The 24,647-nt window shown below is 54.3% G+C and carries 23 protein-coding genes and 3 tRNA genes; 21 read left to right on the forward strand and 5 right to left on the reverse strand.

Features of this window, described 5'->3' with window-relative positions:
* Nucleotides 1–23: 23 nt before the first annotated feature.
* The 18 genes from murA to HPY71_05390 all read left to right on the forward strand — a co-directional run bounded on the left by murA (nucleotide 24) and on the right by HPY71_05390 (nucleotide 20,327).
* A complete protein-coding gene (murA, locus tag HPY71_05305; protein NPV52925.1) occupies nucleotides 24–1,274 on the forward strand; it encodes a UDP-N-acetylglucosamine 1-carboxyvinyltransferase in 1,251 nt (416 codons plus the stop codon).
* 52 nt (nucleotides 1,275–1,326) lie between these two features.
* Complete coding sequence (locus HPY71_05310; protein ID NPV52926.1) at nucleotides 1,327–2,112, forward strand: FtsQ-type POTRA domain-containing protein; 786 nt, start codon at nucleotides 1,327–1,329, stop codon at nucleotides 2,110–2,112.
* Nucleotides 2,113–2,248: 136 nt separating this feature from the next.
* On the forward strand, nucleotides 2,249–2,941 hold the full coding sequence (locus HPY71_05315) for a DUF881 domain-containing protein (protein ID NPV52927.1): 693 nt from the start codon (nucleotides 2,249–2,251) through the stop codon (nucleotides 2,939–2,941).
* A gap of 86 nt (nucleotides 2,942–3,027) precedes the next feature.
* Complete coding sequence (locus tag HPY71_05320; GenBank protein ID NPV52928.1) at nucleotides 3,028–3,306, forward strand: small basic family protein; 279 nt, start codon at nucleotides 3,028–3,030, stop codon at nucleotides 3,304–3,306.
* A 271-nt stretch (nucleotides 3,307–3,577) separates the two neighbouring features.
* A complete protein-coding gene (gene ftsZ / locus HPY71_05325; protein NPV52929.1) occupies nucleotides 3,578–4,633 on the forward strand; it encodes a cell division protein FtsZ in 1,056 nt (351 codons plus the stop codon).
* A gap of 314 nt (nucleotides 4,634–4,947) precedes the next feature.
* Complete coding sequence (locus HPY71_05330) at nucleotides 4,948–6,222, forward strand: hypothetical protein (GenBank protein NPV52930.1); 1,275 nt, start codon at nucleotides 4,948–4,950, stop codon at nucleotides 6,220–6,222.
* Between the two features lie 67 nt (nucleotides 6,223–6,289).
* Nucleotides 6,290–6,979, forward strand: a complete 690-nt coding sequence (locus HPY71_05335) for an N-acetylmuramoyl-L-alanine amidase (protein NPV52931.1) — start codon at nucleotides 6,290–6,292, stop codon at nucleotides 6,977–6,979.
* A gap of 236 nt (nucleotides 6,980–7,215) precedes the next feature.
* A complete protein-coding gene (locus HPY71_05340; GenBank protein ID NPV52932.1) occupies nucleotides 7,216–8,898 on the forward strand; it encodes a DUF3459 domain-containing protein in 1,683 nt (560 codons plus the stop codon).
* 56 nt (nucleotides 8,899–8,954) lie between these two features.
* Nucleotides 8,955–9,116, forward strand: a complete 162-nt coding sequence (scfA, locus tag HPY71_05345) for a six-cysteine peptide SCIFF (GenBank protein NPV52933.1) — start codon at nucleotides 8,955–8,957, stop codon at nucleotides 9,114–9,116.
* A gap of 70 nt (nucleotides 9,117–9,186) precedes the next feature.
* On the forward strand, nucleotides 9,187–10,440 hold the full coding sequence (locus HPY71_05350; GenBank protein NPV52934.1) for a tetratricopeptide repeat protein: 1,254 nt from the start codon (nucleotides 9,187–9,189) through the stop codon (nucleotides 10,438–10,440).
* A gap of 224 nt (nucleotides 10,441–10,664) precedes the next feature.
* The gene (locus HPY71_05355) at nucleotides 10,665–10,895 is read left to right on the forward strand and encodes a heavy-metal-associated domain-containing protein (protein NPV52935.1); all 231 of its coding nucleotides are present in this window, start codon (nucleotides 10,665–10,667) and stop codon (nucleotides 10,893–10,895) included.
* A gap of 235 nt (nucleotides 10,896–11,130) precedes the next feature.
* Nucleotides 11,131–11,811 (forward strand): response regulator transcription factor, encoded by a 681-nt coding sequence (locus HPY71_05360; GenBank protein ID NPV52936.1) that lies wholly within the window; start codon nucleotides 11,131–11,133, stop codon nucleotides 11,809–11,811.
* Nucleotides 11,812–12,213: 402 nt separating this feature from the next.
* Nucleotides 12,214–13,551, forward strand: coding sequence for a radical SAM protein (locus HPY71_05365; GenBank protein NPV52937.1), 1,338 nt, complete (start codon nucleotides 12,214–12,216; stop codon nucleotides 13,549–13,551).
* Nucleotides 13,552–13,662: 111 nt separating this feature from the next.
* Nucleotides 13,663–14,493 carry a CPBP family intramembrane metalloprotease gene (locus tag HPY71_05370; protein ID NPV52938.1) on the forward strand — a complete coding sequence of 277 codons (831 nt, stop codon included), beginning with the start codon at nucleotides 13,663–13,665 and terminating at the stop codon, nucleotides 14,491–14,493.
* Nucleotides 14,460–15,422, forward strand: a complete 963-nt coding sequence (locus tag HPY71_05375; GenBank protein NPV52939.1) for an ABC transporter ATP-binding protein — start codon at nucleotides 14,460–14,462, stop codon at nucleotides 15,420–15,422. Before HPY71_05370 ends, HPY71_05375 begins: the two co-directional genes overlap by 34 nt.
* Before the next feature lie 99 nt (nucleotides 15,423–15,521).
* The gene (locus HPY71_05380; GenBank protein NPV52940.1) at nucleotides 15,522–16,289 is read left to right on the forward strand and encodes an ABC transporter permease; all 768 of its coding nucleotides are present in this window, start codon (nucleotides 15,522–15,524) and stop codon (nucleotides 16,287–16,289) included.
* Nucleotides 16,290–16,438: 149 nt separating this feature from the next.
* Nucleotides 16,439–19,189, forward strand: coding sequence for a UPF0182 family protein (locus HPY71_05385; protein NPV52941.1), 2,751 nt, complete (start codon nucleotides 16,439–16,441; stop codon nucleotides 19,187–19,189).
* Between the two features lies 1 nt (nucleotide 19,190).
* Nucleotides 19,191–20,327 carry a hypothetical protein gene (locus HPY71_05390; protein NPV52942.1) on the forward strand — a complete coding sequence of 379 codons (1,137 nt, stop codon included), beginning with the start codon at nucleotides 19,191–19,193 and terminating at the stop codon, nucleotides 20,325–20,327.
* A gap of 271 nt (nucleotides 20,328–20,598) precedes the next feature.
* Here HPY71_05390 and HPY71_05395 read toward each other — a convergent pair whose 3' ends face one another.
* The 3 genes from HPY71_05395 to HPY71_05405 are packed head-to-tail and all read right to left on the reverse strand — an operon-like array spanning nucleotide 20,599 to nucleotide 21,221.
* Nucleotides 20,599–20,814, reverse strand: coding sequence for an alpha/beta-type small acid-soluble spore protein (locus HPY71_05395; GenBank protein NPV52943.1), 216 nt, complete (start codon nucleotides 20,812–20,814; stop codon nucleotides 20,599–20,601).
* A gap of 31 nt (nucleotides 20,815–20,845) precedes the next feature.
* Nucleotides 20,846–20,983 carry a small, acid-soluble spore protein, alpha/beta type gene (locus tag HPY71_05400; protein NPV52944.1) on the reverse strand — a complete coding sequence of 46 codons (138 nt, stop codon included), beginning with the start codon at nucleotides 20,981–20,983 and terminating at the stop codon, nucleotides 20,846–20,848.
* Nucleotides 20,984–21,035: 52 nt separating this feature from the next.
* Nucleotides 21,036–21,221: a hypothetical protein gene (locus HPY71_05405; GenBank protein NPV52945.1), complete on the reverse strand. Its 186-nt coding sequence runs from the start codon at nucleotides 21,219–21,221 to the stop codon at nucleotides 21,036–21,038.
* Between the two features lie 389 nt (nucleotides 21,222–21,610).
* On the opposite strand from HPY71_05405, the gene HPY71_05410 reads away from it, so the two are divergent.
* The 3 genes from HPY71_05410 to HPY71_05420 all read left to right on the forward strand — a co-directional run bounded on the left by HPY71_05410 (nucleotide 21,611) and on the right by HPY71_05420 (nucleotide 22,028).
* Nucleotides 21,611–21,686: transfer RNA gene (locus HPY71_05410), tRNA-Val, on the forward strand.
* Nucleotides 21,687–21,799: 113 nt separating this feature from the next.
* Nucleotides 21,800–21,876: transfer RNA gene (locus HPY71_05415), tRNA-Asp, on the forward strand.
* Nucleotides 21,877–21,952: 76 nt separating this feature from the next.
* Nucleotides 21,953–22,028: transfer RNA gene (locus HPY71_05420), tRNA-Phe, on the forward strand.
* Between the two features lie 101 nt (nucleotides 22,029–22,129).
* Here the strand turns inward: HPY71_05420 and HPY71_05425 are convergent.
* Both HPY71_05425 and HPY71_05430 read right to left on the reverse strand, forming a co-directional pair.
* Nucleotides 22,130–23,428: a WD40 repeat domain-containing protein gene (locus HPY71_05425; protein NPV52946.1), complete on the reverse strand. Its 1,299-nt coding sequence runs from the start codon at nucleotides 23,426–23,428 to the stop codon at nucleotides 22,130–22,132.
* A gap of 126 nt (nucleotides 23,429–23,554) precedes the next feature.
* Nucleotides 23,555–24,631 carry a DUF2330 domain-containing protein gene (locus HPY71_05430; protein ID NPV52947.1) on the reverse strand — a complete coding sequence of 359 codons (1,077 nt, stop codon included), beginning with the start codon at nucleotides 24,629–24,631 and terminating at the stop codon, nucleotides 23,555–23,557.
* Nucleotides 24,632–24,647: the final 16 nt, after the last annotated feature.

Genomic DNA, 24,647 nt, shown 5'->3' on the forward strand with positions numbered 1-24,647 from the left:
GGATGGAGACCCGGGGGGGACCGTTGATGAAATTGAAGATCACAGGGGGGCGGAGGCTTGGCGGCAGCGTCAAGGTGAGCGGTGCCAAGAACTCTATCCTCAAGGTTATGGCTGCGTCGTTGCTCGCGGACGGGTGCTGCGTCTTCTCCAACGCCCCGCTTATTACAGATGTTTCCACGATGATCGGCGTTCTCCGGGGCCTCGGGGCCGAGGCCCGCATTGAGTCGGGCCGGATAATTGTGAACCCTTCCGGCCTTTCAGGATGCGAGCCTCCAGAGGAACTGGTCAGGGAGATGCGCGCATCCATTCAGGTCATGGGCCCTCTCCTTGCGCGCCTGGGGAGGGTCAGGGTCCGGCAGCCTGGTGGGTGCGATATTGGCCCGAGGCCGATAGATCTTCATTTGAAGGGTTTTTCAGCCCTGGGGGCGAAGATAAGGGAAGAGCGCGGGTTCATAATCGCCGAGGCTGATAAACTGGTGGGCGCGGAGATCCATCTTGACCTCCCGAGCGTGGGCGCCACGGAGAATATAATGATGGCTGCGTGCCTGGCTGAGGGGACTACTATCATCCATAATGCAGCGCGCGAGCCGGAGATCGTCGACCAGCAGAATTTCCTGAACCGCATGGGTGCCAGGATAATCGGGGCCGGGACTGACACGGTCAAAATACGCGGCGTGAAGCGGCTCGAGGGCGCGGATTACACCATAATACCTGACCGGATCGAGGCCGGCACTTATATGTGTGCCATAGCAATCACGGGAGGGACTGCTTCCGTGGAGAATGTTATCCCGGAGCACCTTCAGGCGGTCATATCCAAGCTCCGCGAAGCGGGGATCGTTGTGGAGCCCAGGGAATCTAGTATATGGATAAGCGCAAATCGCCGGCCAGGCGCTATAAGCGTGAGGTCCATGCCTTACCCGGGATTTCCCACTGATATGCAGCCGCAGGTGACGGCCCTGATGAGCATCGCAAAGGGCACGAGCATCGTATCCGAGACCATCTTCCCCAACCGTTTCAGGTATGTCGACGAATTGCACCGCATGGGCGCCAATATCAAGCTGGAAGGTCGCGTGGCCGTGGTTGAGGGGGTAGAGTCCTTAATGGGAGCGGATGTCGAGGCCCCTGATCTCCGCGGAGGTGCCGCGCTCATTCTTGGTGCTCTTGCCGCCGAGGGCGAGACGGAGATTTCAGGTATCCAGCATATAGACAGGGGCTACGAGGATATAGCTGGCAAGCTTCGCGGTCTCGGCGCGGACATCCTCGGGGTAGAATAAGCTTGAATATCAGGGTGAAACCGGGTAAGAAGGGAAGCACGGCAAAAGGTGGATGGAGATGGGAATGGTGATGGGAACGGGGAGGGGCAGGAGCATAGGAAGGGCGGGACGAGGGCCGAGAGGTAGAGGTTTTGTTCCATTTCTGCTGGTGATGACCGCCCTGCTGGCCTGCCTGGCGGTCATCAAGTCTCCTTATTTCACCGTGACGCGCATAGCCGTCGAGGGGACAAGCTCCCTGAAACCTAGTGAGATCATCCTGATGTCGGGGTTGGAATGCGGCCATAACACCTTTGATCTGAACCTGGACAGGGTCGCGATGAGGTTGTTGAATAACCCCAAGATCGAGAGTGTAAGGGTAGCGCGCAGGCTCCCATCCACTATAATCATAAGCGTGAGAGAACGGAGCGTTGTGGGAGTGGTGCCGTATTCCGGATACTTCGTTGAAGTAGACAACCAGGGGCGGGCGATCTGCATTCGCGAGACGTATGATGACGGCAAAGTGCCGATCATTACGGGGATAGGCGCGCGTGGCGTACGCGTGGGAGAGCCTGTCGATGCGGTGAGGCTCCGGCCGGCCCTTTCTCTTGCGGCAGTGCTTGGTGAGAAGCTCAGGGCGAGGGTATCGGAAATACACGTGGACACCGATGGAAGCCTTGTCTTATTTACAGATGATGGAATAAGAGTCGTTATGGGTAGGGATGGCGCCCAGGAGAAACTCGGTGAGAGAGCGCGAGTCCTCGAGGCTGTGCTCGACCGGGTTGCCATGGACGGGAGGCCGGTCCAATACATTGACCTCCGCTCGGAAAAACGGCCCGTAGTCAAGATGAAAATACAGTAGACATCTCGCCCTTCTGTATTGTAGTATTAAGCGAGATAGGTTTGAGATTATATTTATATTGTTCTCATTGATCTTGGGCGGGGAGGTAGGCTTCGTGCCATCCAGAAACTGGCAAGCTTATATTGCATTCGTTTGTATAATACTCGGGTTTCTGCTCGTAGTGCAGTTCAGGACCCAGGAATACATAGGCAAGATAACCCTTCCAACGCGCCGGCTCGAGGACCTGACAGACATGCTGCGTAAGACCGAGAGCGAGCGGGACCTCCTGGAAAAGGAGGTTGTGGCCCTGCGACAGCAGCTCGCCAGGGTTGTCGAGGGCGAGCATATGGTCGAGGCTGTCCGCCAGGAGCTCGAAAAGGTTAAAATGGCGGCGGGGCTCACCGAGTTGAAGGGTCCGGGGGTCGTGGTCGTTCTCAACGATAGCAGGAAGCAGGCCCAGCCGGGCGAGAGCGCGGAGCTATTCCTGGTCCATGATGAGGACCTCCTCAAGACGGCAAACGAGCTCTTTGCCGCCGGGGCCGATGCGGTGGCCATAAATGGCCAGCGTCTCGTGGCGACGAGCGAGGTGCGCTGCGCCGGCCCAACTATCTCTGTGAATAACACGCGGATAGGCCCTCCCTACACTATCGTCGCCATCGGCGATCCTGTGACGCTCGAGAATGCCCTGCGAATGCGGGAGGGGATCATCGATACCTTGCGCGCCTGGGGGATTGAAGTTAAAATCACCCGGATGCCCGAGGTCGTCGTCCCCGCGTATAAAGGCAGCATTTATTTCCAATATGCAAAGCCTCTCAACTATATAAGGCCCGTTAACAAAGGAGGAGATTAGATTTGCTTCCGCTTTACGGTCTCCTGTTTGGGGTCTTGATCGGGCTCCTCACATCGCTCAGGCTCCCGGTGGGTTATGCTGATTACATGGCTATAGGCATCCTGGCAGCGCTCGATTCCGTTTTCGGGGGCTTGCGAGCGGGGCTCGAGGGCAAATTTGACGGCCCCATATTCCTCTCGGGTTTCTTTGTAAACACACTCCTGGCGGCCCTCTTGACCTATGTCGGCTATAAGCTCGGCGTGGACCTCCTGATGGGGGCCACTGTTGCATTCAGCATAAGGCTGTTTACCAATGTAGGTATAATAAGGAGATACCTCATCAAAAGGTCGGGCACGTCGGGCACGGGCATTCAGCAGCAATCGTGATTTAGTAATTTGGTTTAGACAAGTCAAATTTTGACGAGAAAAGAAGAGGAAAAGAGCTACAGCCGTTGAATTTAGTTATATGTTATGCTGCGTTGCACCGCATCACGGCGTATAAGTGTTATATATCTTGTTTATGTCTCGCACGGCATCTGGCTGCTCTGTTGGTGCCATATGACGCGGGTGCGATGGTGCTGGCGTTGATAGGACGATAGACGGTGTGACGGATTGAGGGATAAGGGATGAATGTTGCGGATCACAGGGGGTAGAGGGCATGTTTGAGATGGATCTCGAGATAGAGCAATTCACCAATATCAAGGTTATAGGCGTCGGGGGCGGCGGGAGCAATGCTGTGAATCGGATGATAGACGCGGGTCTCAAAGGGGTTGAATTCATAGCCATAAATACTGATGCTCAGGCCCTTGCACAGTCCAACGCCGCCGTAAAGATCCAGATAGGCGAGAAGCGGACAAAGGGTCTCGGGGCGGGCTCGAACCCTGATATCGGGAGGGAGGCTGCCGAAGAGAGCCACGACGCCCTCAAGCGCACCGTGGAGGGGGCTGATATGGTTTTCATAACAGCTGGTATGGGCGGTGGCACGGGTACGGGTGCCGCTCCTCTCATTGCACAGATATCCAAGGAGTCAGGGGCCCTCACGGTCGGGGTGGTCACGAAGCCGTTTTCTTTCGAGGGCCGGAGGAGAATGGCCCAGGGACTTGCCGGGATCGAGAACCTCAAGACGAAGTTGGATGCCCTCATAATCATCCCCAACGACAGGCTTCTCCAGGTGGCAGAGAAGAAGACATCAATGCTTGATGCGTTTAAAATGGCTGACGACGTGCTGCGCCAGGGGGTCCAGGGCATTTCCGACCTTATAACCGTCCCCGGCCTGATAAATGTCGATTTCGCCGACGTGAGGACCATCATGACCGATGCGGGTTCGGCCATCATGGGCATCGGCATGAGCAACGGCGAGGAGCGCGCGGTGCAAGCGGCAAAGGCCGCAATCTCGAGCCCGCTCCTCGAGGCCTCGATCGAGGGAGCCAAGGGTGTATTGCTTAACATCACGGGCAGCTCGAATCTCGGGCTGTTTGAGGTGAACGAGGCCGCACAGATAATCGCGGAGGCGGTAGACCCTGATGCCAACATAATCTTCGGCGCAATGATCGACGATACCATGCGCGATGAGATCAGGGTCACGGTAATAGCCACTGGATTTGAGCAAAAGGGCATGGCCCGGAAAGCCGGACTTGAGGAGGTCGACATCAAGCCCTTCGCTGTGGATGATCTCGAGATCCCGGCTTTTCTGAGGAGGGGCCGGAGGGAATAATTACCTTGTTCTGTTGAGTTTGCCTTTGAAGGAATTTGGCCTCCAGGTAAAGAATAATACATATTGCATATTTTGCATATTGCCCTGGACTTGACATATCTCCAGCGCAGGACGCCCTTGGGAGCCAGTGATGCGGGTTCCCGGGGCGTTTCGGGTTATTTATGGCTTAAAAGGATGAGTATGCCATTATCGCGCCGGGGGTTGGAGATTTTGCCAGGGCGTCTGGGGATCGTGCCGGATCGAGAAGATGGCGGGAGAGGGTTGCGGGGTTGGAAGACGATTGGTTGGGATGCTGGCTGAGTGGGGGTTAAGCGATGGCTGATATAAGGGTCAGGAGGGGAATTTCATCTATTCTTACCCTTGGGTTTTTTACTCTTGGGGCTATTCTTTGCGTTTTCGGGGTGGCCCTGACTTTTGTGGCTTCACCGCGGGTCTCACCCGTTTTCGCGGCCGGGACCCAATCTCAATATGCCATCAGGATCGGGGGTTATATCAAGCTTCATGCCGATTATTACCTCGGTGATGTACCCTCTTTGGAGAAGGCCGGTGTGGAGGGCGAAGGCAGCAACTACCTAGCCTCGGGGAGGAGTGCGGGCATCCGCCAGGACCTCGAGCTCTTCCTCGATTCCAGGGTGAGGGACCGGTATCAGCTCTATGTGAGCCTGAATTCCCATGGTTACTGGGGAGTCCAGTATGCGAGCGATGGCAGCTACGGGGTTCCCCCGACTACTGGGCCATTGCTGATAGACCAGGCCTACCTCGGTTATTATGGAGATAGGCTGAAGGTGAATGCCGGCAGGCTCTACTTCTCGCTCGGGCCCGTCGGCCTCATAGCCCGCAACGATTACTCAGCCATTGAAGGCCTGGCCGTCGATACCATGCTCGGGGGGTTTTATCTCGCCGGGATCTATTCCCGCCTAAGCTCGCAATATGACCCCAGTGGGGTAGTTGTAAGAGGGGCAGACGATTTCGTTGCCTTGCGGGTCGCAAGGCGCATGGGCGACTTCCTGGTTGGATATAACCACGTCCTGTCCGGCCTCGGGGATGAGAGCGCCCAGAGCATCGACTTCGAAGGCGCCATCTACAATAGGCGAGTAAGGGGCGAGATCGCGCGAATGCGGCCGAGCACGACCTCCTTCGACGGAAATGGTGATGGTGACAAATATGATACAGGGTGGAGGCCAGCCTTTTTCGTGGAGGGAGATATATTGAACAGGCCATCCGGGCGCCTCACCCTATCGTACGGCTACTTCGCCAGGGGCTTTACGCCAACCTTTACTTCTCTCTACGATGAGGGGGATGAGAAGGGGATCGGGTTTGCCCATAACACCGAGGGTTTGAGGCTCAAATACGACCGGGTTCTGTCGGGGGCGGTTCACCTCGAAGCCGGGCTCTCGAGGCTCAAATTCATCGATGAACAGTATGCACATGAGACGGGCACCGACAGGACAACACCACTAACGATGGCCTGGGTCGGCCTGGCGAAGGGGATCGGCGAGAATATGGAGGCTGGGATCAGGTATACGCAGCGCTCAAATGACTATATGGATTACGGTTGCGTGAGCGCCAGCTTGAGCGCGGGGTTCTGAAGTTAATGAGAGGTAAATAGGTAATACACCAGGGAATAAGATGCAGCGGAATGGGAGGAGGAAACATATGGGCTTTGGGTACAAGAGTTCAGTGGGCCTGGTTTCAACGCGTGCAGGCAGGGCAGTAATAAGGATTGCAGCCTGGCTATTTGCGTTCCTGTGCATTCTAGGTTTCCCCGGCGCCGCCTACGCAAGGGGCGGTTTGAGCGGGGTGAGGATCGTCGTGGACCCGGGTCACGGAGGCTGGGATCCCGGGGCGGTCGGTCCCACAGGCCTGACGGAGAAGGAGGTCAATCTGAGGGTCGGTATTGCGCTGAGGAATTGCCTTGCGGAATATGGCGGGGCAACTGTGCTGATGACGCGGTGGGACGATCAAGATGTGGGCCTCGAGGAGCGGGTGCAGATGGCTAATTGGTGGGGCGCGGACAGGTTTGTGAGCGTTCACCACAACGCCTCCTATGACAGGTCGCTGAACGGGACCCAGACCTATGCGTATACATATGGGAGCCAGGCCAGCTTTGACATGCGAAACAAGGTTCAAAACAGGCTGGTCTGGGGCCAGGGCCTGCCGGATAAAGGGGCAATGACTGCCAACTATTATGTTTTAAAATACACCAGGATGCCGGCCATCCTGACGGAAGCCTCCTTCATTACAAACCCCTACCAAGAGGCGCGGTTGAGAGATAGAGGCTATACCTGGAGAGAGGGTTACTACATATACCAGGGGATTGCGGACCATTTCGGCGTGGCACCGTGAGCCCGGCGCAGGCCTTGGACCGAACCGTTATCGCCCCGGAGAGCGCCTGCGAGCGCGGCCGCCAATATTGCGGCCACCAATAACAATAATATTGATACAGGCACTATGTGCATCTTTGCGGGATGCCTGGCAGGAAGAAAGTAGTTGTTGAACGGCCCCTCCCCCAGCGGTTATAATGAAATTAGCCGGAGGGAAGGCTCAAAAGCATATAACTGCCTTTTGGGGGAGGCGGCAAGGTGAAAATATCCGAGTATGAATCCGGCCCCATTCGCGTACGCGATGGGGTCCTATTTAGCTATTGGAATCCGGAGGCTAACTCTGTGCATATAGCAGGGGACTTCAACGGGTGGGACTCCGTATCCCACCCAATGCACAGGGATGTGCATGGCTGGTGGAGTGCAACACTTCCGCTCGAGGCGGGTCTCCATCAGTACAAGTTCATAGTGGATAACTCCTGGGTGCTCGACCCTGCAAACCCATGTTGCATAGATAACACCCTCGGCGGGTGGAACTCCTTCCTCGAGATCGCAGCGGATGGTGAGGTGCATCTCGAGGCGCCCGCAGAGGGAATGAGCGCGTACAGCAGGTTCGAGGCTGTAGATTCTCCTGCATGGGTCAATGATGCAGTGATCTATGAGATATTCCCGAGGGTTTTCAGCCAGGATGGGACGCTTGAGGCTATCAGGGCTCGTCTCCCGGAGCTCGCGAGCCTCGGGGTAAATTGCATCTGGCTCATGCCTATTCATAGAATTGGCACCGTAGGGAGGAAGGGGATTCTCGGCTCTCCTTATGCCATATATGACTACTACAGTATAGACCCTGGCTATGGGACGGCGGCCGACCTGAGAGCCCTCGTCCAGACAGCGCATGCAAACGGCATGCGGGTCATAATGGACATGGTCGCAAATCATACGGCAAATGACTGCCCCCTCACGAAGGAGCACCCTGATTGGTACAGCAGGGATGGCTATGGCGTGATAAGAAGCCCCGGCTTCGGGTGGGACGACGTGGCTCAGCTGGACTACGGCTCATCCGAGCTTCGCGACTATATGGTTGAGGTTATGCGTTACTGGGTGAGGGAGTTCAACATCGACGGCTACCGGTGCGATGTGGCCGCGCTCGTGCCGCTCGATTTCTGGAAGCGCGTGAGGGCGGAGTTGAGAGAGATCAAGCAGGATATAATGCTGCTGGCCGAATCCCATGAGCCGGCGCATAACCTCCACGCCTTTGATCTTACCTACGAGGAGTCGCTGCCGGCGCTCCTCAGCGACGTGATCAGGGGGGTATCGCCTGCGAGGAGTATAAGGGAGATGCTTGAGCGCCAGCGCCTCGAGTTTCCAAGAAACTCGCTACGGCTGCGCTACCTGGAAAACCACGATCAAATGAGAATCCAGGCAAGGTTGGGTGATGAATCGGGTGATGAGCACGCGGGGCGCGGCGGGCGCCTGGCGGCTGTGCTCCTGCTTACCCTCGATGGCGTGCCGCTCATCTATAACGGGCAGGAGATAGGCGAGCGGGAAAGGCCCGACCTTTTCGATCCATTCAAGATCCGATGGGATCGCGGTGACCACGAGCTCCGCGGGTTTTATAGGGACCTCTTGTCCATCAGGAGGGCAAGCCCCGCCCTGAGGAGGGGCGATCTAAAGTTCATCGATATAGAGTATGATGATAAATGCCTTGCCTATGTCCGGCAATATACGGGGAATAAGGGGAATGAAGTTGGGAATGAAGCAGGTAGCGCCGTCCTTGTAGCCTTGAATTTCTCCGGAGACAGGATCAGTTTCACTGTCGATCTGAGTGGCGCGGTTTCTGAAGTCTTTTTGAATACAGGGGCGTACAAGCTCGGGACCGTATTAGAGCCTTTTTCCTCGCAGATAATTGACCTTGGGGCAGCCTTTACCTTAAACAAGGTTTCGTGATATAATTGGCCCAGGAGTCAAGAAGTTCTAAATCTGGTTTTTTGGAGGTGGCGCAAGTGAGGGAAAAGGTAGCTGGCGGCAGGCATATCAAGACAATTTACGCGGGCGTTGCAAAGGCCGACCTCGAGTCCCGGGGGTGCGGCGAATGCCAGACTTCGTGCCAGTCGGCCTGCAAGACATCCTGTACAGTCGGGAATCAAGTTTGCCTCAAGAAGTAGCATAGCGAAGTAGCATGGCTGGGTAGAGTGGATCTTGGACTCCGGGGACGCACTGGAACACTAAGACTAGTTGGAGGTGGAGGGAATGACCGCTGGTTTCCATGCTCTGGCCCCGGTTAAATCGGTCCTGGATAGAAGGTCGAGACTGTGTGCAACTTTATTCATTAGCATCTGTCTGGTATATGTGGCATGCAGCACCGGTTTGTCCGGTTTGTGCCTTGCGGCCACGGCTCCGGCTGATGAGGGTAAGGCATTGGCCGGGCTCGGGATAGAACAATATGAAAAAGGAGACTTCACAGAGGCGGTCAAGACTTTAAATAAGGCGATCAAGCTCGGCACCGCCGGTGACGAGGTGCGTTTTTATCTTGCCATGGCCTACCTGGAAAAGGGAATGCTCAAGGAGGGCCTGTCCGAGACAAAGCTCATCTCCGGGGGGTTTAGCAGGAGGTCCGAGCTCTACCTGAAACTTGGCGATGCCTACATGAATAGGGGTGGCCTCCATGACGAGGCCATACTGTCGGATGCCATCCACTGGTACAAGGAGGCGCTGGCCGCCAACGGGAAGGATGCCAGGCCGCATTTCTCACTCGGACTGGCCTACTATGAGGCCGGAAGGTTTGCGGATGCGCAAAGGGAGTTTGAGGCGGTCCTTGAGCTAGATCCCGGTTATATAGGAGCCAGGGAGAATCTCGCCCTGACATACCTGGCGCAGGGCGACAGGGATCGCGCGTTTGAGGAGTACGGCAGGGCCCTGCAGGGCGCCCCCGGTGATATGGGGCTCCGTGTTGCCTTCGGTGACCTTTGTCTTGAGCGCGGGCAATATGAGGAGGCTATCGACCAGTACAGCCAGGTGGTGAACGCGCTCCCGACTTATGCTGTCGGCCATTATAAGCTTGCGACGGCCTATTATAGAGCGGGCAGGGTGGACGAGGCAATAGCTGAGCACAAGGAGACTACACGCCTGGATCCCTATTTCTTCTACGCTTACTACGGCCTTGGCATCCTCTATTTTGAGCGCTCGATGTTTAATGAGGCTGTAGAGGAATTCAAGCGGGCAATTCACTATAACCCAAGTTACGTGTCGGCATACATAGGGCTCGGAAGGGCATACATGGCTATGGACCGGATGGTTGAGGCCATAGCGGCGCTGAAAGTTGCAACCCACCTGAGCGTTCTCGATCGCGACAGCCACTACTGGCTTGGGGTGGCCTATGCCCGGTCGAATAACGAGGAGCTTGCCATACGTGAGCTCCGCAAGACCCTCCATATCGACAGCACATATACGCCTGCCCGGGAATTGCTTGATCAGTTGAGGAATCCTTGAAGCGCGGTGCCTGGTGGGGGCATTATCATATATGCCAGGGAGTATAGTATGCGAATTAAGCCCGGGCTGAGGTGGAATCCTAGCAATGTGAGTCCCAGTATAGGTGTGAGTCCCAGCATATGAGAAGGTCACATGTAATGATCATATAAAATGTTATGGCATATAACCTGAGATCTACTTGGGGACACTTGGGGTAGCCAGTTTAGACAAGGAGGGCTTGCAGGGTGAGCGGGTGTTGTGGGGCCAGGGATTCAGTTGCCAATCTGAAGATCACGGGGATGAAATGCCAGGGCTGTGCTGAAAGGATCGAGAAAACCCTCTCCGGCCTCGAGGGCATCACTGGTGTTGAAGTTAACTTGGATAGGCATGAGGCCAGGATTTCATACGATGCTTCGCGCATCGGCGAGGAAGATATCAAAGTTGCCGTCGAAAACCTGGGATACGGGGTTCTATAATTCAACTGCTGTCTGAAACTGAAAAAACTCGGTGAGCTTTTGCACACCGACTTAAAGTTAAGAATGCGCTGAAGCCCTGGGATTCGATTTGATGAGAGGTTCTTCTTTTTGCAGAGGGGCCTCTTATTTTTTTGTTTTTTAATTACATTTTTTCCATAAAAAGGTTGACAAGTGTCTTCTTTGGGGGTATCATCGAAGTATCATGGAAACGTTAACCAGGGGGGACGGCAGGGCCATGCGGGTTTTAATACTCGATGATCATCCTGTTTTGAGGAAGGGGATCGCGGCCTTACTGGCTGAGCGAGATGATTTAGAGGTTGTAGGGGAGGCCGACAACATCTTCGACGCTGTGAGCAGGGCAAAGGATCTTAAAGCTGATACCATCTTAATTGACCTGCACCTCCGGGGGATTGATGGGGCAAGAGCCGCCCAGCTTTTACGCGATTTTCTTCCAGGAGTGAAGATCACCTTATTCGGTGACGCCACTTACAGTATTATGCCCGGCGATGGCGGGGCAGCCGGGGAACGCGGGTATGATGGCAAGCCGGGCCCATCCGGAGAGGAAAGACTTGCAGGAGCTATTGATGCACCAACGGCGTCTGATGTAACATTTGGATCCCGGCATTACCATGATGAGCATGTCAGCTATGGTGGATATATCAGGGATATCAGCCTCACGCGCACTGAGGAGAAGGTAATGGAGCTTTTGGCCCGGGGATATCGCAATCAGGCCATAGCTGATGCCTTGTTTATTAGCGTCAACACCGTGAAGACCCATGTCCATAGCATATTTCGCAAACTCAAGGTGAAGAGCAGGGCTGAAGCCATAAGCGTTGTGTTGAATTCGGGCGCAAGAAAGGGGATGGTTGACGGACGGTTTAACACTAACGTTTATTTAAATCACACCTTCAGGTAATAGCAGGGTTATCCATAAATTGGTATAATCGAGTCGCAAGTGATGCTTCAAGCCTGTAATGATATCACAGGAGGTGAAGACGATGTTTGGGAAGCTTGGAGGGCGGAAAGTGACAGTTAACATGGCTATTGACGGGTTCTGCGTATCCTTCCGTTGCTGGGGCCACCGCATAACGATCGGGTAGAGGGTAGGCTACCCATCAGGTGTGGGCAGTGGCGGGTGTTTTGAGCAGCGCCCGCCATCCGCCGATCCCCGGGCACAGGGTTGCCGGCGAAACAGCGTGCTGGTAAACTGGCATAAATCAAGAAACCTGCACTTGGCAGGGGTCTCAGTGCCTTCTCGCCGTATATTTTGGTTTATATCGTACCTATGAGGGATTGAAACGCTCAGGAGGGGAGCAAGTTGGATTGCGACATTCGCCTGGATGGGCGCTATCGCCTCGCCCCTGAGGCAAGAGTTCTTGAAAACGAGGCCGAACGGGTCCTGGTGAATCTCAATAACAGGGAATGGATCAAGGTGAGCCCTGAAGCCTTTTCATTGATAGAAAACAGGGCCAACAATCCATTCAGGGAAATCGTGGACAGGGGAGCTCGCGAGCACCATGCCAGGCCTGCGGAGATATTCTCGCTATTTGAATACCTGGTCGCGAGCGAGCTTATCAAGGACGTGAGGAGGAAGTCCCCCAGAAAGATATACCTCAATGTGACAGACAGGTGCAACCTGGCATGCCGGACGTGCTACTTTGGAGCCGCCTCCTGCACCCTTTCCGGCGATGATCCCATGTCCACTGCTGATATCCTAGGTGCCCTGGCTTCCATCGCGCCGCTCAAGCCCGATAGCCTTGTCCTAAGCGGGGGGGAGCCTTTTATTCGCAAGGACGCGATCGAGATCATCGAAGCCGCGGCGCGCGCGGCGCGGTGTGTGACGGCGCTCACCAACGCCACGCTCATCAATCGTGAGATCGCGGGCGCCCTGGCGGCCACGCACGCGAAGGTCCAGGTCAGCATCGAAGGCCCCGTTGCGGATATCCACGACGCTATAAGAGGGAAGGGGAGCTTCGATCTAGCGATGAAGGGGGTCCGGCTTCTCCTTGAAAGCGGGGTATCGGATATAGAGCTGGTACCAACCCTTACCCGGCGAAATATAAGGCATGCCTGGGATGTTATCAAGCTTGCGGGGGACCTTGGCGTCGGGTATCACTTCAGCCTCTTCATGCCAGTCGGGAGGGGCCAGTGCAATCGGCGCGAGTTTGATCTATCTCCTGAAGAGCTGTGTCTCTGGTTTTGTGAAATGTTGAAGTACGAACGTCCCGATCCGGTTTCCTTCATGTCCGATCCGCGAGAATCCTGCGGCGCCGGGGACAGGGAGATAAGCGTAGGACCCGATGGGGAGGTTTACCCGTGTCCTCTGCTGCATTATCCCGAACTCTCCATGGGCAACGTCCTGCGCGAGGGGTTTGACGATATATGCTTGAGGACAGGGGGCATCGTCGCGAACGTTGATGAAAAGGAACAGTGTTCCACCTGCAATGTGCGCTATTTCTGCGGAGGGGGCTGTGCAGCCTATTCCTACTCCAAGAGGCGCGATTTCATCCTTCCCGATCCTTATTGTCTCTTTTACAAGAGGGTATTTTCAACATTCGTCTGGGATTGGGTTGACGGGAGAAGCCATGTGGAGAACTGGGGCAGGGTGCTCGAGCGCATGGCCGGTGTGCGGGAGCGGCAGTGCGAGACTATATAATCTATAATACGGGACCATACAATATATGAGCGTTACATAACATAATATGAGCATTACATGTGAGCATTACCGGTAGTATTAGTGGTACTACCAGTGAGTCGGGGGAGAAGTATGCCTTTCTATGTTTTTGTCCTTGCCAGCATGATTTTCAAGGTTGGATTTCAGGAGTGGCGCCAGCATAACGATGAAATGGGTTACATTGACCTGGGGGACGTGATTATAATTGGGATACTGGCCACCACGAGGCTGGTCGCCGGGGTGGATCCTGTTGAGTTTTACGGATTCCGCCTTGCGGACCTGCGGAGCTGCCCGTGGGGTGCAATGGCCGGTATATGGGCGGCAGCCTTCGCACTGAATCGCGTTGTCCGCGCACGCGTGCCACGCGAACTGTTGCCGGACGGCATATTCCAGCTCCTCGGGCGATATGGCCTGTCTATGGTAGCAACCGCTGGGATACCCTTCGTCGCCACTCAGACGCTGTGGGAGGAGCTTCTTTTCCGCGGGGTGATCTTCAACAGTTGTATTTCACTACTGGGTGTAACGGGCGAGACTATGGCCTCGTGCATAACCATAGGTTTTAGGGATGCGAGGTTCGCCGCTGCCGCCTTTGCATCGAGCGCGATGTTTGGCCTGGCTCATTTCCTGCCGCTATATATAATCACTTCCGGCAGGATCACTCCCGGCAAAGGGCGACCTGGGTATGCGGCGGTGCCGGGCGGTCCGGGAAAGTCCTGCAGGGACCTCAGCCTCGCCAGGGCGTACGCCTTTGTAATGCCGTGTGTTTACGGGCTCATATTCATAGAGTTGAATGCCAGGTCAGGGTCGCTCATGCCGGGCTGGGTGATGCATTTCGGGCTTAATTACGCGAGCCTGATCTGGAATAGAGTGTGGTTGGGGGGGCATGATTTATGGATGAAGGCGACGTTGAATTCCAGAGCGTGACAAAGATATATTCCAGCCTCATGGGGCGCCCGGTTGCAACGGGGATCGAAAACATCTCCTTCGTTGCGAGGCGTGGCGAGGTCTTGGCGATCCTGGGGCCAAATGGAGCAGGCAAGACCACGATCATCAAGATCATTACGGGTCTCCTGACGCCTACGTCGGGAGTTGTAAGGGTGGGGAGGCGTAGCGAGCCGAACGGGAGATATGTGAAGCCGCGAGGGCTCGGTGTTGTGCTGGGTGGATCGCGAAATCTTTACTGGAGGCTTACCGCCAGGGAGAATCTAGAGTATTTCGGCGCGCTGCGGAGGGCCGGCATCATGATGGAGATAGCGAGGCAGTCGGATGAGCTGCTCAGGCTCTTTGGCTTGTATGAGGCTCGCAACATGACGGTTGCGGACCTTTCTACAGGGTTGCGGCAGAGACTCTTTATCGCTGTTGCCCTTATGGGCCAGTCGGATATAGTGGTGTTCGATGAACCCACGATCGGGCTCGATGTTCGCTCCAGCACCGGCGTCGAGTGGTTGATCAAGGAGATATCGAGGGTGCGTGGGGCCACGGTGATCCTCGCGACGCACCAGATGAAGCTGGCCCAGAACGTGTCGGACAGGGTCCTCATAATCAATAGAGGCAGGGCACTGCTCTGCGATACGGTGGGTAACTTGCGTCGCATCTTCAAGCGCGATGCCTTTGAGATCGTCGTGGATGGCGTGCTACCGGTTGAGGCTACAAGTCGCATCCAAGAGATCAAGGGGGTCAAAATTGCGGCAGAATGCGACGACCGGGGACGTTCGAAGATCCTTGCGAGCCTGGCGGACTCGAGGCTTCTATACCCGGTCCTCGATCTGTTGAGAGAGAACGGCTTGGGTGTGAGCTCAATCCAGCAGCGTGAGCCGGACCTGGAAGAGGTTTTCCTCCAGGTGACGGCCTGATGTGGATGTCAGCCCATCGCGCTCCAGTCCATCGCGTGCCAGTCCATACGATACACTGCTCCACTGGAGGTAGCGGTGTGGCGGAAAGGGTGGGAGTCTATGTTTCTCCTCATTGAATTCTGGGCGGAATTGAGGCGTGGGTTCAAGAGCTATATCCGCTATCCGCTTCAGGCCATCGGGGAAATCATCGCGCTTATACTGGCGTTTGCCTTCGTAGACAACTCTCAGGGCGGGGGATCGGCGGGGCGGGCAGTTGGCTTTGCAGCCCTCTTCATTGCGTTCATCGGGTTGCAGGCTGCAAATAAGGTGGTGAAGGATGAATCCGACGCGGGGACCCTCGAGCAGCTCTACTTGGCTTGTTCCAGCCTCCCGAGGGTTATATTCCTGCGGACTCTGGCCGACACCTTGCGGCTGATGCCCGTCTTGCTCGGGGTCCTTGCAATCACCGAGCCTTCCATAGGGTCCAGGCTCCCATCCCGGATCGGCCCGGTCGTCCTCCTCTCTCTGCTCATGAATGTCGGGATGCTTGGGATAGGGTTTATCCTTGGGGCGATAGCCCTCGTCTTCAAGCGAATAGGTTTCCTCGCCAATCTGGCCAGCATCGCGCTCTTGCCGCTCGCGCTCGCCCCCGGCGATATGCCGGCAAGTGGACTGGCCGGGGATATGTTGGAGGCGATCCCATTCACCCAGGCCCTGAGCACCTTTAGAGCTCTTTTGGGGAATTCCAGCGGGGCCTGGAGTCGCCTGGTATCTTCCAGTGGGGCCCTGCTCCTGGTGGATTCCGCAATTTGCTTCATTATTGGTTTGATGGTATTTCGAGCGGCTGAGCGTATGGCGCGGGATAGAGGGCTCATCGGTAAATATTAGAGTATCAGGTATATGAGTGCACATCGCTCAGAACTATGGTAGAATAGTGGTGATGGGTTTGAGAAACATCCAGGGATGATTCTTAAACGGAGGGTTCACACGGCCGGGGTGCGGGTGCACCGTTAATCGAATTAAGGAGTTGGTTCCCATTGCCGGCAGGACGCAGGCTCGCGCTTAGCATCATCGTTTTTATACTTGTGCTGCTCATACTATCGACTAGCGGTATAGTAAGATTCTATACGGATTTGCTCTGGTTCCAGGAGGTTGGCTACCCCTCAGCCTTCTGGGTGAGCATCATATCCCGGGGTTTGCTCGGCCTTGGCTTTGGGTTGGCGTCGTTTCTCTTCCTTTATCTGAATCTCAGGCTGGCCAGGGGGGCTCTGCGCCATATCGATATCGGGCCAAAGGCGTTTGAGTTGCCGGATTTCCTGACAGCCAGGAGGGTCTCATTGGCATTCCTCATCTTCAGCCTGTTGATAGGGTTTCTCCAGGGGCTGGGCGCCTCGCAGTACTGGCTCCCGGCTCAGGAATTCCTCAAAGGAGCCAGCTTCGGTGTCAGGGATCCCATATTCGGCCTGGATATCGGATTCTATATGTTCCGTTTATCGTTTCTTCGTTACCTCTATGAGGTAGCCTCGTTCCTTATTGTGCTGGCGGCGATAGTGTGTGGTGCCATCTATCTTGTCACCGGGGGGGTCTCGATCAGGGGCCTGCGGGTGAACCTCACGGGACAAGCGAGGTATCACCTGCTCGGCCTTGTTGGACTGGGATTCCTGGTGAAGGCGTGGGGTTACCGGTTGAGCATGTACAACTTATTATACTCGCCCAGGGGTGCGGTCTTTGGAGCGGGCTACACGGATATCCACGCCCTCCTCCCGGGGCTCAAGATACTCATGGGCGTCGCTCTGGCCTGCGGCGTGGCAATTCTGGCCGGGGCCTTTCTGCCTCGCCTAGTGAAACTCGCCTTTACAGGGATCGCGGCGCTTATCATCGCATCATTCGTCTTCGGGAGCGTTTACCCCTCGCTGGTCCAGAGGTTCTCGGTCGAGCCAAATGAGCTCGTGAGGGAGCGTCCCTATATCCAGAGGAATGTGAAATTCACTCGCATCGCCTACGGGCTTGATAAGATAGAAGAGAGGAGCTTTCACCCCAGGGACAACCTGGCTTATGAGGACCTGGCACGCCACAGGGACACCCTGAACAACATACGGCTCTGGGACTGGCGTCCCTTGAAGCAGACATATGGCCAGCTTCAGGAGATTCGCCTTTACTACGAGTTCGGCGAGGTCGATCTCGACCGCTATATGACCGGTGAAGGCTACCGCCAGGTTGCGCTCTCCCCACGCGAGCTGAGCCTGAACCAGATGCCTCAGATGGCGAGGACCTGGATCAATGAGCACCTCAAATATACCCATGGTTATGGCCTCGTTATGAGCCCTGTTAACAAGATTACAGAGGAAGGACTGCCGGAGTTCCTCATAAAGGATATACCGCCGAGATCAACCGGCATGCCTTCGATAACCCGGCCCGAAATATACTTCGGCGAGCGAACCAATCAGTATGTAATAGTCGGGACGAAGAGCGGCGAGTTTGATTATCCCGTCGCTGATCAGAATGCGTATGCCAAATACTCGGGCAGGGCGGGCATTGGGCTCTCATCCCTCCCAAGAAGGATACTATTTGCGCTGCGGTTCGGGACGTCGAAGATACTCTTCTCGTCGGAGATAACCAGCGAAACCAAGATTCTCTTTTACAGGAATATAAGGGATAGGGTGCAGCGGATCGCCCCGTTCCTGCGCTATGACGCCGATCCTTATATGGTCGTTGCTGATGGTCGCCTGTTTTGGATATGGGACGCCTATACCACAAGCAGCATGTTCCCGTACTCCCAGCCTCTCACCGATGGGATCAATTACATCCGCAATTCTGTCAAGGTCGTGGTTGACGCATATAACGGCGATGTATCATTTTATCTCGTGGATGAAGCTGAGGCTGTTGCCGCAACCTATAAACGGATATATCCCGGGCTTTTCAAGCCTTTTGGGGCCATGCCGGATAGTCTGAAAAGCCATATCCGCTATCCCGAGGACCTCTTTCGCATCCAGGCTAATGTGTTGAATGCGTATCACATGGAGGATCCCGATGTCTTCTACAATAAGGAGGATGCCTGGTCAATAGCGCGCGAGGTTTACGCCGGGCAGGAACAGGAGGTCGCACCCTACTATGTGATCATGCGGCCGCCCGGCGAAAAGAAGCTCCAATTCATCCTGATGCTCCCGTTCACCCCTGTAGGGAAGAATAACATGATAAGCTGGCTCTTTGCGAAGTGTGATCCCCCGGATTACGGGAGGTTGGTGCTTTATAAGTTCCCCAAGGAGCACCTTGTTTACGGGCCTGCGCAGATTGAAGCCAGGATTGACCAGGACCCCAATATATCGCAGTTGTTGACGCTGTGGAGCCAGAAAGGGTCAAGGGTCATAAGGGGAAACCTCCTGGTTATCCCCATTGAGAATTCTATAATCTACGTTGAGCCCCTCTATCTGCTGGCCGAACAAAGCGAGCTCCCCGAGCTGAAACGGGTGACGGTTGCATACGGGTCGAGGCTCGCCATGGATACTACCTTCGAGCGCGCCCTTGCGAGGGCTTTCGGGAGGCCAATCGGGGTTCCGGGTTCGCTTGAAGCGGGGGCCGGGCGGGTGGTAGAGGTCCCGTCTCGCCCTGGTGCTCCGGGCGAGAATGGTGCGGTTGCGGGGCAATCCGTGCGCGACCTGGTGATGTCGGCTCTTCGTCAGTACGGGGAGATGCAGGATAGGGTCAGGAGGGGGGACTGGGCCGGGTATGGGGCCGCCCTCAAGAACCTCGAGGAGACACTGAAGACCCTGGAGCGCGCGACGAAGTAGTTTGGAGAAAACTGCCATCACGTGGCGAAATGGCTCGGACTCCCAGGGCCGTATGCCATATAGCGGTGCAGGGCGTCCGGGAGACCTTTTAAGACAAGGGGACGTCCTGGGGCAGGAGGAGCAGGAGGAAGGGAAAACGACTATCAGGGTGAGGGTAGAAGGGAATGGCATAAAGCTGGCAATGGGGGAAAAAGGGTCGGAGCTGGAGATAAATGGCGTCGCGCCATTCAGCCTTTATCACACGGTGGAGTGTGGGCAGGCTTTTCGGTGGAGGCGGGAAGGGAATTGGTATGAAGGGGTTGTCAGGGGCACAACCCTGAGGTTGAGACAAATCGGCGAGGATGCCGTCTCGGTCTGGATCCCGGAGCACGCCTCGGATGATGAGGTGCATGATATCCTATCCCTTATGAGGGATTACTTCTGTCTCGATTCGGATCATGCTGGGATTGAGCTAAGCCTGCGAGAGAGGGATCCACTCCTCGGTCCAGCTATCGATTACGCGTCAGGCCTCAGGCTCGTTAGACAGGATCCATGGGAGTGCCTGATATCCTTTATAATATCGGCACGCAACAGGATACCTTTGATCGTGGCCGCGCTCGAGAGGCTATCGCGTAGATTCGGAAGGCCGATTGATGGGCCGGAGGGCAGGGCTTTCTGGGCTTTTCCCGAGCCCGACGAGCTTTCGCGCGCGAGCGAGGCTGATATCCATGATTGCGGCGTTGGCTTTCGCTCGGGGTATGTGCTTGGCGCCGCCAGGGCTGTTGCAAGCGGGGAATTTGATCTGGGTCGCCTCCGCCAGCTCCCCCTCGAAGAGGCACGACGAAGCCTGATGCAGCTCCGTGGGGTTGGGCGGAAGGTGGCCGACTGCGTTTTGCTCTTTGCCTTCCAGCGGTATGAGGCGTTTCCTATAGATATTTGGATGGAGCGCGTTATGAGATACCTCTATTTTCAGAATGAGCCTGCGACACTAGAGGGCATTCAAACGTTCGCACGCGGCCGATTTGGTGACCTTGCAGGGTTCGCTCAGGAATACCTTTATCATTACGCGAGGAATTGCCTTGCAGAGGAGTTAAGGGCTTGGGCATCCCAGGCGGCAGGACCGGCATATCACGAGGCCAGAGGGGATAGAATTAAATAGCGGGAGAGGGGAGGGCCGGGCCGGTTCAAGAACGAGGGACTGAGCAAAAAAGGACTGAGTGAGAGAAGTAAAGGGCGCTGCTGGCTATACTATCTGGTTTTGCCGGTTGCGCCCTGTGTGTATTTCTTGTTTCGCAATGTTTCTATTTCACAATCTGTCTTGCGTCTGTCTTACCCTTTGTCCTTAACAACCTATCGTCAGTTTACCTAATAACCTTTCTATAATCCTTTATCCTTTCTGCAGTTTCTGCTTGTAGCTTCCATCAGAAGCCTTACAAGTCTTTCATCAAGGCCTCCTCGGCTTTCCGGATCATGACCTTGACCATATTCCCGCCGATGGGGCCGCCGACTTCTCCGCATTCGCGTGAAGTTACGCCACCCCATCCTGTGATCTCCACCTTGTCGATGATGCCGAGATCGCTCGCGATCTCGTACTTAAAGGCATCGAGAATATGCTCTGGCAGCAATTTGCGCCTGTTGCGGGGCATGGTGTTCACCCTCCTTCCGCTCGAGGGGAACCTATCTGGCCAGTTTGCTCTTGGCCTCCCGTATCATTCGTCTCACCATCTGACCTCCTATTCTTCCATATTCCTTAAAGGATAGAGGGTTTTCCTCCCGGTTTTCCATTCTCTTGAGGAGGCCGAGCTCGTCTGCCACTTCATACTTGACCCTGGCCAGGGCCTCTTCAGCCAGCGGCGACCGGTTGGGTTTACTTTTGCTCAGTGCGACCCACCTGGCCTTTATTGGATGGCGATTGAGCCCTGCTCGCCCTGGAAGATGGGGATGCCTGGCATTCCTTTCGCCTGTTTGTGAGGCCGAGCTCTTCAGCCACCTCCATTTCAAATTTATCGTTTGTCAGGTCTACCCTCGAGTTTTTCCGTTTCTTTTCGGACATCCTGATGCCTCCCTATGAGTATTGGTTTCAAATCTAGTATTGAGATTTCGCTTGTTTTTATGCACGGATGATATGCTCCAGTATTCCAGCTCTCCTGGTGGCGAACCAGGTTTTGCGCATAGATTCTTACCGTTTGTGGAGCATGCCTTGGATTGCGGAACCTACCTCGGACTCAGCGGCTCAGTCCTTGGTGAGCCAGTTCTGGCTCGTGATTGGATAATGGGCTTAGAATGAGCAATGAAGAGAATTATAGCGATATCATGGATAGTATACGTAAAGTGTGATCGAAATCAAAGAATTTGGGTGCTTGTAGCTTTGACTAATGCCTGCGATTTCGATATACTAAATATTGCTTCGGGATCACGGCTTTGCAGGCAGCGAGCAAGACCGGGCGAATAGCTCAGCTGGGAGAGCACCTCCCTTACAAGGAGGGGGTCGGCAGTTCAACTCTGCCTTCGCCCACCATCTTTGAGAATTCAAAGGGAATTGAAGATTAGGCTGGAAGGGAAACGGTGAAGCTTGCTGCCGATATCTGATATGGCGGCGCGAGGGCGATGTGATCCAGGCAAGAGAGTTGCGGAGGCGTGGTGCAGTGGTCTAACATGCCTGCCTGTCACGCAGGAGATCGCGGGTTCGACTCCCGTCGCCTCCGCCATTTAATTTAGGTCGCCTGAGGCTTAAGGTTTCATATCTCAGGCTCCATAAAAATATAAATTTCATCTTTGAAGTGTGCCGAGATAGCTCAGTTGGTAGAGCAGCGGACTGAAAATCCGCGTGTCCCCAGTTCGATTCTGGGTCTCGGCACCATATTTTTTAGCAATGACGGGGGTTTGCGGGTTAAAAATAGAGAGTAGCCGGGAAGGAAGAGGAGGAAACCACCGACGGTGATTATATCTGCGCACTGAGGCTTATTCTTTTATCTTGTAGACTGCGTATCTTTCCTGAGTAACAGAATCTACGATACCACCTTCTATAAGCATAAGGTTTTCAGTGTTATAGTATTTGAGCTTTCCAACAAGTTTAATCTCACCCATTTTTCTGCTCACAAGCTCCTTTGCCCTTCCTTTTTCAACCGGAATAAACAGCTTGTTACCCTTAAACCCGATCTCAAAGCCACCCCGGTCAGCATTATATTGCTCTTTTCGTAAGGTAATGGGTATTGAATAGGGAACCTCAACCTGGCTTACTCTTGCCTCATACTCCATTGTAGTTTCGAATTCATCTTTCCTGAACTTTCTTTTAATTTCCCAAGAACTCACATCCCAGAGAAAGATGGCCTTTTCGGGATGGAAAAGATAGCCCTGTGGTGTCTTCTCGTAAGCTTCACTCCCAGTGGCGAGGATTCTGCTATCTGGACTGAAGGCAACTGAGACACAATATGCCTCATATGATTTTCCAGAGCCTTCACCTGTTTCTAAATCCAGAAGTATGAAAGTAGAACCGACTGCTGCTGCCAGCATTTTTCCGTCAGGACTGAAGGCCAAGTCATAAACAGTTCTGGGTAACCCTTCAATTGTTTTGATTCGATTTCCGGTGGTCACATCCCAAAGAATGATGCTTTTATCCACGCCTGCTGAAGCAAGGGTCTTTCCATCGGGACTGAAAGCGATGGAGTAGAGACCAGCTGAATGACCCTTAAAGGTCTTTACCTTGTTTCCTGTTTTTACGTCCCAAAAGACGATGCTTCTATCTTCGCTTGCCGCTGCCAGTGTGTTCCCATTAGGACTGAATCTGACAGAATAGAGAGCGCCAAGATGACCCTTGAGGGTCTTTATCTTTTTCCCTGTCTGGACATCCCAGAGAGAAATGCCTTTATCATTGCTCCCATTGGCAATAGCCTTTCCATCAGGGCTGAAAGCAACATCGAAGGTGGCGGTGGATTCATATAAAGTATTTTTATTGCCCGTGGCTATATCCCAGAGTATAAGGGCCTCTCTGCCCATTACCGAAGCCAGAATTTTCCCATCGGGACTGAAGGCGGACTGCGGAGCGAAACTACTAAATCTCGTCTTGGCGCTAAGGGTCCTTATTTTATTTCCTGTTGCCACGTCCCAGAGAATAATTGTGCTATCTGTGCTTCCCGAGGCCAGGATCTTTCCATCAGGACTGAAGGCAAGTTCCTCTACAGCTCCGGAGTGACCTACAAGGGTTTTGTCTTTAATGATATCAACATTCTTTAATGGTATAAGTATTGGAGGGGGGTTCATTAGAAAATCCTCTTTCAGTGAAACTTAAAGATAAGACCGATAGACCGAATAGAATCAGAATAGCTATTTTTGTCGGATATCCTTTGCTTTTATTCATAGCTATGCCTCCAAAATTAAAAAATGCTCTTATCTGAGTTCTCTTAGTAGGTCTTCAAGAGAACTATCTTCGTCCTCAACGCTCGACACTTGAAAGGCCCGTTGCGGCGCCCGAGAGATGTCAATTCGGATGTCGTCATCAAATTCGTATGGCCCGTAGTAGCGAATAAGCTGGATGAATATCGCCCTATTCCCCCTAAAGAACTCCTGAGCAGCGCTATAGATCCCTTCTACCTCGCTCTTTGAGATTTCTTCCGATGTGCTCGCCCGCGGCACGTGCCACATCTTCCCCAGAGCGCTTATGCAAGAACATGACGCGCTCTGTTCCTTTCCCTGAACGTAAAGAGGTTCACCAAAGTACGGGTCACATAAGGTCCCGGGTCCGATAATGACCAGATCGATCTCACCTTCTCCACCAAATGTATTGGATGTCTTGAGTGGATAGAAAAGGTCTTTGCTCTTGAACCTGTAGACAATAGGCTCCACAAAACGTGTCTCTGGCGTGACTTCCACGACATCAAAGACGAAATATCTTATATCCCTTCCTACATAGTCTGACGCGATATCTTCCACATTAGCGTAATCTTGCGCTTGAGACAAGCCCATATTCGCAAGATATGCTTGAACCCATTGCCGGAATGCCTGAATCGCATTAATCTTTATAACAGTAATATTGTGGGCTCCAAGCCGTGCGTTCAATCGAATTTCAACTGGTTCGGCCGATGGTGTTCCGCTCTTTGACGTAGTGATAAAAACCAGTTTGTGTTTCTTGATCAATGCAGCGACCTCTCTAAATGGATCTCCTTCATGGAGACTTACCTGGGGCTCTGATGGAAACGGTATGAACCTGAGGATTGTTGTCTTCTTGTCCGCCTTAAGGTCTGTTCCCAGAATCAGAACCTCTTCATCCAGGTTGTGCAGAATAATGGCTTTCTGGGCACTTTCTTCAACCTTCGCCTCTATTGTGAGTATCCTTCCCATATCCGCACGAGAGCCCTCTGAGAACAACAAGGCGCCCAAAAGAGCGATGGCGATAATGCCTGCCATTCTTATCGTCTTAGACAAAACGTCCGTGCCGTGCGTTTTTTCACCACCCGGCATATTCATTATATCGTCACCCTCC

The sequence above is a fragment of the Bacillota bacterium genome (genome assembly GCA_013178125.1).
Classification (GTDB): domain Bacteria; phylum Bacillota; class SHA-98; order Ch115; family JABLXJ01; genus JABLXL01.